This is a genomic window from uncultured Odoribacter sp., assembly GCF_937966165.1.
Taxonomy (GTDB): domain Bacteria; phylum Bacteroidota; class Bacteroidia; order Bacteroidales; family Marinifilaceae; genus Culturomica.
Genome location: NZ_CALCLB010000032.1, coordinates 18,521 through 33,364 on the forward strand (window position 1 = coordinate 18,521; position 14,844 = coordinate 33,364).

Consider the following 14,844-nt stretch of genomic DNA (forward strand, 5'->3'; position numbering starts at 1 on the left):
TTATGCTATTCTTTCAGAATTACATCGTGAGGGCCGCCTTCTATAATGGAGGTGGAAGAAACAAGCGTGACTTTTGCCGTGTTTTGTAATTCCGGAATGGAAATGGCCCCGCAACTGCACATGGTAGCTTTTATTTTTCCAAGTGTAATATTGAGATTGTCTTTCATCTTTCCTGCATACGGAACATAACTGTCAACTCCCTCTTCAAATTTGAGAGATTCGGATCCTCCCATATCATACCGTTGCCAGTTTTTTGCCCGGTTTGATCCTTCTCCCCAGTATTCTTTTACAAAACGGTTTCCAACTGTCAGTTTCCGGGTGGGCGATTCGTCAAAACGGGCAAAATAACGTCCCATCATCAAAAAATCTGCACCCATTGCTAAAGCCAATACCATGTGATAGTCCTGTACCAAACCGCCGTCACTGCATATGGGAATATAAGTATTTGTTTTTTGAGCGTATTCGTTGCGGGCAGCTGCAACATCTATCAGAGCCGTTGCCTGTCCCCGGCCGATGCCTTTTTGCTCACGGGTAATACATATAGAACCTCCTCCAATACCTACTTTTATAAAATCTGCACCGGCTTCGGCTAAATAATAGAATCCCTCTTTGTCTACAACATTTCCGGCACCGACCAATACCCTGCCGTTATATTCCTGCTTGATCCAGGTCAGGGTTTCCTTCTGCCATTCAGAATAACCATCGGAAGAATCAATACAAAGGATGTCCGCACCGGCTTCTACTAAAGCAGGTACCCGTTCTTTGTAGTCGCGGGTGTTAATGCCAGCACCCACTAAGAGTTTTTTATGCACATCGGATAATTCATAAGGATTTTCTTTGTGGCTGTCGTAATCTTTACGGAAGACAAAGTAGGCTAATTTTTGATCCGGATCGATGATCGGCAAAGCATTTAGTTTGTGTTCCCAAATCAATTGGTTGGCTTCCGATAAAGTCATTCCTACTTTTCCCACCGTGAGTTTGGAAAAGGGCGTCATAAAATCCTTTATTTTTGTATCTCTGCTGTCGTGACTGATGCGGTAATCTCTGCTGGTTACTATGCCTAAAAGTTTGCCGTTAGAAGTACCGTCTTCCGTAACTCCGATTGTTGAATGTCCGGTGAGTTTGATGAGATCCAGGACGTTTCCAAGTGTATGTTCCGGGGTTAGATTGGAATCACTGGTCACAAAACCGGCCTTGAAATTTTTTACTTTTCTGACCATATCCGCCTGAGAACCGATAGGCTGAGAACCGAAAATAAACGATAATCCCCCGTTTCGGGCCAGTTCAATTGCCAAGCCCGAGTCGGATACGGACTGCATGATAGCCGATACAAAAGGTATGTTTAATTCGAGGGAGGGTTTTTGTCCTTTTTCGAATTTTACTAGCGGTGTTTTCAGGGAAACATTCTCCGCAATACACTGTTTTGTCGTTAAACCGGGAATAAGGAGGTATTCCCCAAATGTTCTAGATACTTCGTCTGTAAATATAGCCATAGTATGTTCGGGTGAAAAGTTGTATCACTATGCTCAGGTTATGTTGTGCCAATGCCTCAGTAAACTAAGACCCTCATAACAAGTATTGGTATCCGTAGGACCACACTTTGCCGGGTTGACCGTAAACCTGCGTCGCATTTTTCTGATTCAAAAAAATTTATGCAAAATTAAACAAATAAAGGAAAAAGCCTCGATTTATTCACGACTTTATTATAAAAGTTTGTTTCCTGCTTTCCGTAAAGCCTGTTCAGGCTTTCATGAGTAAAATCTGTAACGTTTTTCAGTACATGACAGTTTAATGTTCAAATATATAATTGTTTAAGTATTAGAAAGGGGGAGGAAGAGGAGTGGCGGGGGAAAGGGTCATTTTTACTTTTTCCATTCTTGCAATGAGTTCTTCTCCCAATGCCTGCTTATCGGAAATATGAAGGCGTAAGGTTTCTACAAAAGGATTGCTTTCAAATCCTCCCCTGACTTGTTCAAAATCTTTTTGTTTTTGCCGGATGTTTCCGTCTATTCCGAATCCGGTCTGGGCAGTTAAGGAAAATTCTTTCTGGGCATCGGCATAGAGCATTTCATCCAGAGATATTACAGCTTCTTTCCAGGTATTGACAATACGAATAATGTCGGAGGAAGTGATGGTATCCAGAGATACCTTGTACCATTTACAGATGGTTTCCCAGGCCCAGGTCCATTCCAGTTCGTAATATTGCTGATGCAGTGTTTCAAAAGTTTTATTAATCTGTTCTACTGACGTAATGGTACCTGTTTCGATCTGATGGATCAATTCTTCAATTTCTTTTTGGGGAGCAATTAAACCCGATAAATCTATCCATTCTCCCGAGCCTTTCTGACTAGTGGGGTGTAAGCGGGTTCGAATTTCTTCATCCGTCGTAAAAGAGATGTTTTCCAGGCGCTTGATCAGGGAGTTTCCCAGAAATTTATGAATGGCTTTGGTGTACAATATGAGTCCTTTTTCCAGAGAACTGTTTTTTATACGGGCACTTTGATAAGCGTATTCTTCGGAAGTTTCACCCGAGACTTGCCGCAAAGAATTCAAAACTTCTACTCCTGTCAACATTTTCTGAATAGAGTAGGGGCTAAGTAAATTGAAGTTGATGCAATCCAGTTGATGGGGATCTGTCCGTTTATCCCGTTTCGGCCAGTTTAATGCATCCCGGATGGTTCCTACACTTTTGAGATTGACTCCCGGGACCAGATAAGTCTGGTTGTTTTTTTCAATCAGGTAGGAAAAAGGAAGATCCGAAGTGTCCGGATGATTGACATGCCTTCCCATAATCAAGGAAAATGCTCCGATTTTAGCGGGCCATAAAATATAGGAATCACTGGTTGTCTTGGAACCCCTCTCGACAATTCCCTGGTGGATAGGACCTAATTTGTACAGATGGTTACTTTGGTTTGAACCGCTTCCGGCATTTAAGAATGAAAACATTCCGGCAATCAGAAGACTGGATTTGTGCATGGTTACAGTGTAAGGACCGGCAAATACAGCGCAGGCTTCTCCGTTTTCTCCCTGACAATTACTGAAAAATAAAGAATCGTGAGCCGAGAACAGATGACTCAGATGACAGGCCTGACCGATAAAACAACGCATAAGGGTTACCCCGTCGGTAACGCTGGAACCGGAAGAAATAATGAAATCCTCAGCCACTACATTGTGTCCGATTCGTACCGGAGCTGAAACATTACTGTTGATACTTCCGTTTTTTAAACGGGATGCCCCGTCAATGGCAGAATGATCCCCAATCATAACGTTCCGGATACTTCCCGTACTTACAATACTTACATTTCTTCCGATACTTCCCATTTCCGAACGATGGGCTTCCGTATAGCGGTCGATAAGTTGTATCAGTTTTTCAGTAAGCCCTGTATAATGACGGTATAAAGCTATAATATAAGCTAAATGCGCAGAAAGATCATTGAAGATCGGGACTTCCCGTCCGCCCGTTTCATTGAGTACAGAAACAAGGAGCCCGTTTCCGAATGAACTCTTACCTTCTGTAACGATTAAGTTGACATCCTGAATGAAACTATTATCTCCGATTTCGTAATTTGCTATGTAGTTTTGAATATTTTCAATCAATACATCGTTTCCGATACGGCAATTGTGTAAAGTTACATGAAAAAGACCGGAATGCTTTACCAAGCCTCCTGCTAAAGTAAAGGATTCCTGAAATTTTCCCAGGAAAATGTCTCCGGAAAAACGAACGTGGTGAATGTGTTCGGGTGTAAAATCTTCCGCTACTTTTATCCGGTTCCAATCGTCAGAAATGCAGTGCCGGTCCTGTAATTTATGAATTTCTTCTTTTGTCAGATTTCTGTACAGATTTGTTTTTTTCATTGCCGTAAGTTTAGTTAGGAAAAGCAAAGATAATATTTTGTTCGTTTTTTGTTGCTATTTTTGGAAATTTTAAAATACTAACGTTTGATAATGAAGTTGTTATATATTATTTTAAAGAATATAGTAATACTTCGTATGTTATTTAATAAAGTATCCCGGATAAAATAAAGGATAAAAATTAAAGAGAAAAAGATCGGGATAATTTTATGGTAGCAGAATTGTAGGAAGCGTCTGAAGCTTGTCTGTTTGATTTTTGCAGGGAAGATTCTATTCATTGATAGACCAGCATTCACAGCTATACGGGACAGAAGAGCAGAGGAAGCAAAACGGCCTTGGCCGAAATTGGAATAAAAGAGGTAAAATGTCAGGAATACCCCGGTAAAATAAAAAATAGTTTATCGTCAAAGTAGAGGATAAATTTTTAGAATGCGTTGTGTAAACGGATTCGTTTTAAAGCGATCGTCGATGCGGTAACCGATTACCCAGGCAATTTGGTTTGCGGAAGTTAAAAGCAGGCATTCTTTTTTTTGTTTGGTACTGAATTTTAAGTCTGTAAAGAAATCGCTCAATTTTTTTTGAAGTTTTTTCATTCCCAGCGGACAGAAACGGTCTCCTTTTTCCCAGGAGCGTATACGAAGGGGAAAAGGAGCTTTATCTGCATCCAGGCAAGCGATAGCAGGATCAGCAGGAATCTGAAAACCGGCTGAAGATGAAATAAGCTCAAAGCGGTAGAGAATTCCATTGATTTCATAGTCTCCTTCCTGTTCTATTTCAAAAGAAGTAAAAGGGACCGGGCCGGAGTCGGAAAGTCTCCAGTAATTCCTTTCTTTCGTAAGCGTGAACATTCCGGACATAAATTTTTTCCCGGGGGTTGAACGACTGCTGTTCAGAATATCCCGGATCTGGGTTTTGTTGAATCCGGCCGGTTTTAAGATTTCATACAGCAAAGTATAGGGGGCCGGAGTTTCCAACGTTTTTTGAATATGGATCAATGTTTCTCCGTTTTTGTATTCGCATACTTCCTTTTTCAGTTTTTCGATACCGTATGTATAAATTTCTTCTGTTTCCTTCAGGGTTTCACAATTCTCCCTGATAATGTTCAGAAAAGCGGGGTTAATTTCTTTACATACGGGAATAATTTTATGTCTGATTTTATTCCGGACAAATTTCAGGGAGCTGTTGGTAGAGTCTGTACGGAATCCTAGCTGTTGTTGTTCGATGTAAGTCAGTATTTCAGTACGGGAACAGCTTAAAAGAGGACGTAAAAGATCGCCGTTGACGGGTTTGATGCCGGTAAGTCCTTTCAGGCCAGTGCCCCGGCAGAGATTAATAAAAATCGTTTCAGCCAGATCGTCGGCATGGTGAGCCGTTACGATATAATCCATCTTTTTTTTATTTTTCATTTCCCGAAACCATTCATAACGCAATTCCCGGGCGGCCATTTCGATACTGATGCCTTTTTCTTCGGCATAAAGTGTCGTTTGGAATTTCCTGACGCTGAGGGGAATACCGTAGAGATCACAAAACCGTTTTACGAATTGCTCATCCATATTGGATTCTTTACCCCTGAGGCCAAAATTACAATGCAGGGCAATAATATTCAGATTGAGGTATTTGAACAGATGCAAGAGGGTAATGGAATCTGCTCCACCGCTGACAGCAATTATGAATCCTGCACTTTGCGGAATATGGTAGGTCTCAAAAAAATCTTGAATAATTTGTTGCATCTTATTTTTATCAGTTCAGAAGTATAAATTAAACGGTATATATCATTCAAATCTCGCTTAATTCGAGCCATCGCATTTCTTTTTCATCCAATAATTGAATAATTACTGCTATACGTTCGGATTGTTGTACTAATTGTTCATTGGATAGGGTACCGGAACTGAGAGCTGCTTCAATACGGGTCTTTTCGGTATTCAGCTCTTCCATTTCCTGTTCCAGTTGGAGCATTTCCTGTTTTTCTTTAAAACTGAGTTTCCGTTTTTGCGTTTCGTTTGATTTTGCCGGAGGACGTGCTGTAACTTGCGGGGCTATTTGTTTTTTTTGTTCTTTCTGTCGTTGTTCTTCTTCCTCTTCCTTTTTATTTTTATATTGAGTATAATTTCCGGGAAAGTCTTTAATCACGCCATTACCTTCGAAAGCAAAGATCCGGTCGGAAACTTTATCCATAAAAAAACGGTCGTGAGAGACAATCAGCAGACAACCTTTAAAGCTTTTCAGGTATTCTTCCAATACGTTTAAAGTGACAATATCCAGGTCATTCGTAGGTTCATCCAGAATTAAAAAATTCGGATTACGCATCAGGACGGTAAGGAGATAAAGCCGTCTGCGTTCTCCTCCGCTTAATTTTTCCACCAGGGAATATTGTTGTTTATCGGTAAACAGAAAGTATTCCAGGAATTGGGAGGCGGAAAGAATACGTCCGTTTCCCAAATCAATGCGTTCTGCTATATTTTTTACAATATCGATTACCCGGTCTGTTTCCCGGAATTGGATACCGGATTGTGTATAGTAACCGTATGCTACGGTTTCTCCGATCTCAATAGTTCCGCTGTCAGGTTCTAAATTCCGGGTGATAATATTGAGAAAGGTCGATTTACCAACTCCGTTTTTTCCAACAATCCCGATTTTTTCCCCCTTCACAAATTTGTAGGAAAAATCCTGAATTAATAGATGATTATCAAAGCGTTTACTGATATGTCCCAGTTCCAGGATTTTATTTCCCAGGCGCTGTCCTTTGATGTCCAGTTCTAATTTTTTTTCGTCGTTTTTTTGTGAAGCAATTTCTTTGATCTTATAGAAATTATCGATACGGTAGCGGGCTTTATGACTGCGGGCTTGCGGCATCCGTCGCATCCATTCCTGTTCTGTCCGAAGCAGGTTTTTGGCTTTATCTATACTTGCATTGCGGGCCTCAATCCGCTGGGCCCGTTTTTCCAGGTAGTAAGAATAATTTCCATCATAGGTAAACAGACCGAAGTCGTCGATTTCGATAATATGGGAACACACCCGGTCCAGAAAATAACGATCGTGAGTGACCATTAGTAAAGTTGTATTCGATTTTTCCAGATATTCTTCCAGCCACTCTGTCATTTCAATGTCGAGATGATTCGTCGGCTCGTCCAGGATCAGAAAATCCGGGTTACTGATCAGAACTTTTGCCAGGCCGATTCTCTTACGTTGTCCCCCGGACAAATGGGCAATCTTTTTTTCGTAGGTATCGATTTTGAGTTCAGACAGAATCTGCTTGACTGTATTATCGTAATCCCAGGCATTTTGAGTATCCATTTGAGGAAGTAATTCTTCCAGTTGGCGGATATCATTCCGGCTTACGGCATTTTCATAAGCTTTGATCAGATATAACAGGGGGGAATCTGAACTGAAAACTTCTTCAAATACTGTATTTTCGTCTTTGAGGACAGGGTCCTGTTCGAGATAGCCGATCGTGATATCGTTACGGAAAATGACGCTTCCCGATTCCGGAGTGTCTTTTCCGGCGATAATTTGTAAAAGAGTGGATTTACCCATTCCGTTTTTAGCAATCAAGGCTACCTTTTGGTTTTTACCTATGCCAAACGAGATGTTTTCAAATAATAATTGTTCGCCGAAACGTTTACTGAGATTCTCTACTTGTAAATAACTGACCATAGATTTGAATTACAAAATATAAGGCAAAGGTATTAAATTTATAGGTTTGTTCCCAATTCCCCCGAAATTTACGGGCGGGACATTTGTAATCAGAAAAAAGGCTATTCCTTGCTATTCCCTCTTTTACACTTTTTATGTAAGGATTCCTTTGATTTTACAGATGTCCGGCTCAGGTAATTTTTCCTTTCCTCTCCGGGAAAATGTTCGATAGCATAACGGAGTGTGGTCCGGGGCATAGAAGTATACCGATTTGCCAAAAAAGCGGTAAGTGTTTGTTTATCTTTTTTCCCGATTTCCCGGAGCAGCCAGCCTACTGCTTTTTGAATCAGATCGTGGGGATGTTGCAATAAGATGTCTGCTATCGACAGTCCGTCGCAGAAGTCACCCTGCCGGATAAAATACATACAGCTGACCATGGCAATTCGCTGCTTCCAAAGATGCCCGCAACGGGCCCAGTCATATAAAAGAGAACGGTCTTTGTCTGCCAGCCATTTCCCCAGAATTTTATAGCAGGAAAGATCCACCAGATCCCAATTGTTGATATAGTCGGTATGGGAAATATAAAAGTCAATACATCTTTTCTGTTCTTCTTTTGTTTTCCGGTGTTCAAATTGGTAGACCAGAATGAATAAGGCCGTCAGACGGCATTCGTGCCAGGGCGAAGTGATCAGCTCTTTCAGGATTTCAGGGCTGGCCTGTTGATATTTCCGGGCAATATTTCTCTGTTCCGGTACGGTGACACCCAGAAAAAGATCCCCTTCTCCGTATTCTCCTTTACCGGTTTTGAAAAAACGGGAGAGGTGACGGGCTTTTTCCGGATTACCTGCAAGTTCTAAATCATGAATAATATCGGTTGAGTTCATAAAAAATTTCTACTGGTTTTGTAAGATAAATTTCCAAAATAAGCTTTTTTCTTTTTCTTTATTTCTTTTTTAAAGAATAAAAATAATAAACAATTTTAAATTTGCAGACAATTCAGGTCATTCGGGTTAAAATTCAAGTGTAGCAGAAAGGAAATATGGCCTTTAAATGGTTGTTAGTAAAAAACATTTTATTGTTATTAAAAAATGACCTGAAAAAAGGGAAGGTTTATTTTTTATATGTATTTTTACCACATAATTAAAATGGGTATTTATGTCTAAAATTATTGCTGTTGCCAATCAGAAGGGTGGTGTGGGGAAAACGACAACTTCAGTTAATTTGGCTGCTAGTTTGGCGGTACTGGAGAAGAAAGTTTTATTGGTAGATGCTGATCCTCAGGGAAATGCTACTTCCGGTTTGGGATATGAATTAAAGGAGCTGGAGAATGCGACTATATATGAATGTATTGTCGACGGATTGGAGCCGGAGAAGGCTATTTTAAATACGGAGATTGAAGGGTTATTTTTATTGCCTTCGAATATTGATCTGGTCGGTGCAGAATTGGAGATGCTTAATTTTGAAAACCGGGAAAAAGTTTTATCCAGCATATTGAATTCTATACGGGATAATTACGATTATATCATTATTGATTGTTCGCCTTCTCTGGGATTGATTACAGTTAATTCTCTTACTGCTGCTAATTCGGTTATTATTCCGGTTCAGTGCGAATATCTGGCTTTGGAAGGATTGGGAAAATTGCTCAATACGATTAAGATTATTCAAAAACGCTTGAATACGGAATTAGAAATCGAAGGATTTGTTTTGACAATGTATGATGCCCGTTTGAGGTTGTCGAATCAGGTAGCTGCTGAAGTAAAGAAGCATTTTGAAGATATGGTTTTTGAAACCATTATTCAGCGGAATACGAAATTGGCGGAAGCTCCCAGTTACGGACAACCTGTTATCCTGTATGATGCGGAATGCAGGGGAACGGTAAATTATCTGAATCTGGCTAAGGAATTATTGCGGAAAAACAGTGAAGAATAAGCGGGGGAGGAGGGGCTCGGGAGTGGCGTTTGCCGGAAAAGGAATTTCAAAAATAGGAAATACTGTAAAGCAGTTGTAATTTGGGAAATATGGTAAAAAGAAGTGCATTGGGCAGAGGTTTAGGAGCATTAATCACAGATGCGGCTGAGGATTCCAAGCAGCGTTCTGAAGCTGTCGCGGCTATTCAGGAATTAAAACTGGAAGATATCCGTCCGAATCCTTTTCAACCCAGAACGGAGTTTGACGAAGAAGCTTTGAATGAATTGGCCGCTTCCATAAAGTCGATCGGGATTGTACAACCCATTACGGTCCGGGCTGTGGAAGAGGGTAAGTATGAGATCATTGCCGGAGAACGGCGTTTCCGCGCTTCTAAAATTGCGGGAGCAGAAACGATTCCTGCCTATATCCGTAAAACGGAAGATGAGAGTTTGTTGGAACTGGCACTGATTGAAAATATTCAGCGGGAAGACCTGAATGCTATAGAAGTAGCTATCAGTTACCAGCGTTTACTGGATGAATGTAAATTGACACAGGATGGATTGAGTGAACGGGTGGGTAAAAAGAGGGCTACTATTGCCAATTATCTGAGGCTGTTGAAATTGCCGGCACAAATACAATTGGCTATCCGGGATAGAAAAATCAGTATGGGACATGCCAGGGCGATTATCAACATTGAAGATCCGGATACCCAGTTTATGATTTTCGAGCAAATTCTGAAATATGATTTTTCTGTCCGGAAAGTGGAGGAAATTGTCCGGGAATTGTCAAATCCGAAACCGGAAGAGGAAGAAGGAACACTTTCCCGCAAAAAAAATGAGATCGGAGATTATATTGCTTTACAGAAACACCTGGCCCAGCGATTTGATACAAAAGTGGAGCTGAAGCGGAATGAGGCAGGAAAAGGAAAAATTGTTATCAGCTTTAAATCAGACGACGAATTGGAAAAAATAATTAGCCTATTGGATAAAGTCGGAGGATAACAGGAGATCGTGAAGAAGTTATTGTTGATATTAGTCATAAGTGTAGTCGGAATCGGGGTGCGGGCCCAATATGTTCCCGTAGAACCGGATACGCTGTTCGTGGTGGCGGATACTCTTTCTATCCAGGAGGTTATCGAGAAAAAACCTCATTCTCCCCATAAAGCGACTATTCTGGCTTTGGCATTGCCTGGAGCCGGTCAGATTTACAATAAAAAAGGCTGGTGGTGGAAATTACCCATTTTATACGGTGGAATAGGAGCTACTGTGTATGGGGTGAGCTGGAACAGCAAACAGTTCAAAAAATATAAAACAGCTTATATTGATTATACACACTATATTCAGAAAAAAGCTGAAGATCCGGATTTGCCTTATCCGGAAAATCCCTCCTGGGATAAAGTATATGTAGGAGGCGGGGTAGAGAATTTTACCCCTCAGCAACAGTTGAATTTTCAAACCCAGCTAAAAAATAAAAAAGACAGTTTCAAACGGAACAGGGATTTGTTATATATTGTAATGGGGGGTATATATGCAATACAGGTAATAGAAGCTTGCGTGTCTGCTCATTTTTACGATTTTGAGATCAATGAAGATCTGAGTTTTAATGTTCAGCCCAATGCATTTTATAGTCCTGCAAACGGAAATTCGGTCGGTCTGACTTTAACTTTAAATTTTTAATCTGAAAGATAATGGTGCGTTTATTTGTTGTATGGGTGTTGGCAGGAATCAGCTTGGTAGGAAAGGCTCAGGGAAATATACCGGGCGATACATTGATTATTGGACAACCTCTTCGGGATAGTATTGCTGAATCGTTTATCCGTACTATTGATGAATCCTATACCCAATGGTCTCTGGAATTCCAGCGGGAAATGGAGTATGTTGATTCGACTTTTATGCTGGAGAACGCCGGGCAGGTTCCGTTTTTTCCGGATTCTGTTTATTTATACCGTTTGGATTCGCTGAATTCTGCTGTTACATTGTCGTATAACGGTATTGTCCGGAATTTTATAGAACTTTATACGGTGAAAAAACGGCAGCAACTAGCGACGATGTTGGGACTGAGTGAATTTTATTTTCCTTTGTTTGAAGAAGTGCTGTCGGCGAATTCCATGCCTTTGGAATTGAAATATCTGCCCGTTATTGAGAGTGCTTTGAACCCGGTCGCCCGTTCCAGGGCCAGGGCTTGCGGATTGTGGCAATTTATGTATCCCACCGGGAAAATGTATAAATTAGAAATCAATTCCTATATTGACGAACGCTATGATCCGGTCAGGGCAACGGAAGCGGCTATCTGTTATCTGAAAGATCTCTATAATATATACGGGGATTGGATATTAGTGATTGCTGCCTATAATTGCGGTCCCGGAAACGTGAATAAAGCCATCCGGCGTTCGGGAGGTAAAAAAAATTACTGGGATATTTATTACCATTTGCCCCGGGAAACGCGTGGATATGTACCGGCTTTTATTGCTGCTATGTATTCTTTTAATTACTATAAAGAACACAATATTTATCCGATAGAGAGTGCTTTACCCCGTTTATGCGATACCGTTATTATTGAGAAAGCATTGCATTTTGACCAGATATGTAAGAATATGGACGTATCTGTGGAGGAATTGAGGGACATTAATCCCCAATATATTAAAGATATTATACCGGCTGGTTTCGGGAAAGCTTATGTCCTGAAAATGCCTTATAATTATGTGGCCGGATTTATCGACAATCAGGATTCTATCTTTGCCTATAAGAGAAAGGTATACTTTGACGACAGTGATCGTACAGCCAATCCCAACGAACGTTTTAAGCGGTATGCTCATGTGAGCGGGATTTCAGGGGACAAAGCCCGTCTTGTCTATACGGTGAGGAGCGGGGATGTACCGGGCGCAATTGCCGCAAAATTTAATGTACGGCTGGCCGACTTGAAGTATTGGAATAATCTGAACCGGAAAATGACGATACGGGTGGGACAGAAACTGGTGATTTATGTATCGGATAAGAAGGCCAGCCAGTATAGAAATAAGGCTACTTATGCCGGTAAGGTGACAAATGAAACAGATGCTCCGAAAGTGGAAACAATAGAGGGGGAATTTATCTATTATACGGTTAAAAGGGGAGAAAATCTCTGGTCTATCGCTAAAAAATATCCGGGCGTTTCCAATAAAGATATTATGCGCTGGAATGGTATCAGTGAAAGTAAAGTAAAAGATATCCGCCCCGGTCAGAAATTAAAAATAAAGATTTAAGTCTTTTCTGAAAGTTCAAATACGAAAGTTATTTACAGGGATAATATGCCAGCTAGCGGAAAGGCTGAGGACTTATCATTAAGCAGATCTTCAGTCGGTTTTAAACTGGCCGTGTACTTTTTCCGGCTGTACGGTAGTGTCGATCCGGTAATCTTCCGTTTAAGCGCCTGATCTTTTCAAATGGTTTTTATCTGTATAAATAGAAAAGGTCCGTATATACGAACCTGAGCGGAGTAGCGGTACCGGGAATCGAACCCGGGTTTCAAGAATGAGAATCTTGCGTCCTGACCCCTAGACGATACCGCCTTTAAGAATCTGCTTTAAATAAGCGGGACAAAAATAGGATTGTTTTTTGAATTGTCCAAATGAAAGGTTGAAAATGTGAAAATTTCTGTTTCTCCAACATTTTCCGGTTTATTGCGTTTTAAAGAGAAATAAAACGATGAATATGGAGAAGAAAGTAGCCGAACAAATTGTAGAAATGTTAGCCGAAGCCGGCGTAAAACGGATATATGCGGTAACAGGTGACAGTTTAAACCAGATTAACGATGCTGTCAGACGGAACGGAAAAATTGAATGGATACATGTACGGAATGAAGAGACGGGGGCATTTGCGGCCGGGGCAGAAGCGCAGCTGCACGGAGGATTGGCTTGTTGTGCCGGAAGTAGCGGACCGGGGCATGTGCATCTGATCAATGGTTTATACGATGCACACCGTTCAGGTGCTTCGGTGATAGCTATTGCTTCGACAATTGTTTCTGAGGAGTTTGGTACCCGTTATTTTCAGGAGACCAATACGCTTCAATTATTCAATGACTGCAGTTTTTACAATGAGTTGGCGGTAACTCCGGAGCAGGCTCCGCGGATGTTACAGGCTGCCATGCAAAAAGCTGTGACACATAAAGGGGTTGCCGTGCTTGGGGTTCCAGGCGATTTGGCATCGGCTGTTGCTGACAAAGGGCTGACTTCTCCCTGTGTTTTTCCTGCTCCTGCCGAGATCTGCCCTTCTCCGTCAGAATTACAGCAATTAGCTTCTCTTTTGAATCATTCTGTGAAAGTAACTTTGTTTTGCGGGATAGGGGCGAAAGATGCCCACGATGAATTACTGGAATTAGCAGGACTTTTAAATGCGCCTGTAGCTTACTCGTTCAAAAGTAAGATGGAAATCCAGTACGACAATCCTTATGAGGTCGGAATGACCGGATTATTGGGAATGCCATCCGGTTATGAAAGCATGCATAAAGCGGAAGTCCTGCTTTTATTGGGTACAGATTTTCCGTATGCTTCTTTTATGCCGGAACACAATACCATTGTGCAAGTGGATGTCCGGCCGGAGCGGTTAGGGAGAAGAGCTAAAATACAAATGGGGCTTTGCGGGGATATCAAGACTACTTTACGGGCCCTTATTCCTTTGATAGAACCTCATTCCGATGATTCATTCCTGAAAAGTCAACTGGAAAATTATGCAAAAGTAAAGAAACGCTTGAATACTTATGTGGAGGAAAGGGGAAGTGAGGAACGTATCCATCCCGAATATGTGATGTCTGTTATCAATGGAATAGCCGATGAAGAGGCTATTTTTACAGTGGATACGGGCATGACTTGTGTGTGGGGCGCCCGGTATCTGCAAGCTACCGGAAAGCGGAAAATGTTAGGATCTTTTAATCACGGTTCTATGGCCAACGCGATGCCGCAGGCGATTGGGGCGGCACTGGCTTACCCGGGCCGGCAGGTCGTAGCCCTGTGCGGAGACGGGGGGTTATCGATGTTGCTGGGGGATTTAAGTACGATTGTACAATATCATCTTCCCATAAAAATCCTGGTATTCAATAACCGGGCGTTGGGAATGGTAAAGCTGGAAATGGAAGTAGCCGGACTGCCGGATTGGCAGACCGATATGCTGAATCCGGATTATAGCCGTGTGGCAGAAGCTATGGGGATTCCGGGATATATCATACAAACGCCGGGGGAGGTCTTGCCCGTTTTAAAAGAGGCATTGAAAAGAGAAGGTCCTGTATTAGTCGATATGATGACCGATCCCGACGCTTTGGCTATGCCCCCGAAAGTGGAATGGGCTCAAATGACCGGTTTTGTACGGGCGATGTATAAATTATTGATTAATGGTAAAAGTCAGGAAATTATAGATACCATACATTCCAATTTCAAACATATCCGGGAAGTCCTCTAAAATTCCCTCTGAGGGACGGCCC

The 14,844-nt window shown here is 41.5% G+C and carries 10 protein-coding genes and 1 tRNA gene; 5 read left to right on the forward strand and 6 right to left on the reverse strand.

Going from position 1 to position 14,844, the window contains the following annotated elements; translation table 11 throughout:
* Positions 1 to 5: 5 nt before the first annotated feature.
* From Q0465_RS11795 to Q0465_RS11815, 5 genes are all read right to left on the reverse strand, one after another.
* A complete protein-coding gene (locus Q0465_RS11795; protein ID WP_298616542.1) occupies positions 6 to 1,493 on the reverse strand; it encodes an IMP dehydrogenase in 1,488 nt (495 codons plus the stop codon).
* A 325-nt stretch (positions 1,494 to 1,818) separates the two neighbouring features.
* Entirely contained in the window at positions 1,819 to 3,855 is a 2,037-nt protein-coding gene (locus Q0465_RS11800; RefSeq protein ID WP_298616544.1) for a DUF4954 family protein, read from the reverse strand.
* 401 nt (positions 3,856 to 4,256) lie between these two features.
* Positions 4,257 to 5,582 carry a tRNA lysidine(34) synthetase TilS gene (tilS, locus tag Q0465_RS11805; protein ID WP_298616546.1) on the reverse strand — a complete coding sequence of 442 codons (1,326 nt, stop codon included), beginning with the start codon at positions 5,580 to 5,582 and terminating at the stop codon, positions 4,257 to 4,259.
* Positions 5,583 to 5,628: 46 nt separating this feature from the next.
* Complete coding sequence (locus tag Q0465_RS11810; RefSeq protein ID WP_298616548.1) at positions 5,629 to 7,506, reverse strand: ABC-F family ATP-binding cassette domain-containing protein; 1,878 nt, start codon at positions 7,504 to 7,506, stop codon at positions 5,629 to 5,631.
* 101 nt (positions 7,507 to 7,607) lie between these two features.
* On the reverse strand, positions 7,608 to 8,369 hold the full coding sequence (locus tag Q0465_RS11815; protein WP_298616550.1) for a DNA alkylation repair protein: 762 nt from the start codon (positions 8,367 to 8,369) through the stop codon (positions 7,608 to 7,610).
* 271 nt (positions 8,370 to 8,640) lie between these two features.
* On the opposite strand from Q0465_RS11815, the gene Q0465_RS11820 reads away from it, so the two are divergent.
* From Q0465_RS11820 to Q0465_RS11835, 4 genes are all read left to right on the forward strand, one after another.
* Positions 8,641 to 9,414 carry a ParA family protein gene (locus Q0465_RS11820; protein WP_298616552.1) on the forward strand — a complete coding sequence of 258 codons (774 nt, stop codon included), beginning with the start codon at positions 8,641 to 8,643 and terminating at the stop codon, positions 9,412 to 9,414.
* A gap of 89 nt (positions 9,415 to 9,503) precedes the next feature.
* Positions 9,504 to 10,394 (forward strand): ParB/RepB/Spo0J family partition protein, encoded by an 891-nt coding sequence (locus tag Q0465_RS11825; protein ID WP_298616553.1) that lies wholly within the window; start codon positions 9,504 to 9,506, stop codon positions 10,392 to 10,394.
* Between the two features lie 9 nt (positions 10,395 to 10,403).
* A complete protein-coding gene (locus tag Q0465_RS11830; RefSeq protein ID WP_298616555.1) occupies positions 10,404 to 11,069 on the forward strand; it encodes a DUF5683 domain-containing protein in 666 nt (221 codons plus the stop codon).
* Between the two features lie 11 nt (positions 11,070 to 11,080).
* Complete coding sequence (locus Q0465_RS11835) at positions 11,081 to 12,634, forward strand: lytic transglycosylase domain-containing protein (RefSeq protein WP_298616557.1); 1,554 nt, start codon at positions 11,081 to 11,083, stop codon at positions 12,632 to 12,634.
* A gap of 234 nt (positions 12,635 to 12,868) precedes the next feature.
* Here the strand turns inward: Q0465_RS11835 and Q0465_RS11840 are convergent.
* Positions 12,869 to 12,940, reverse strand: a tRNA-Glu gene (locus tag Q0465_RS11840).
* A gap of 142 nt (positions 12,941 to 13,082) precedes the next feature.
* On the opposite strand from Q0465_RS11840, the gene Q0465_RS11845 reads away from it, so the two are divergent.
* Positions 13,083 to 14,822: a thiamine pyrophosphate-dependent enzyme gene (locus Q0465_RS11845; RefSeq protein WP_298616559.1), complete on the forward strand. Its 1,740-nt coding sequence runs from the start codon at positions 13,083 to 13,085 to the stop codon at positions 14,820 to 14,822.
* Positions 14,823 to 14,844 lie beyond the last annotated feature (22 nt).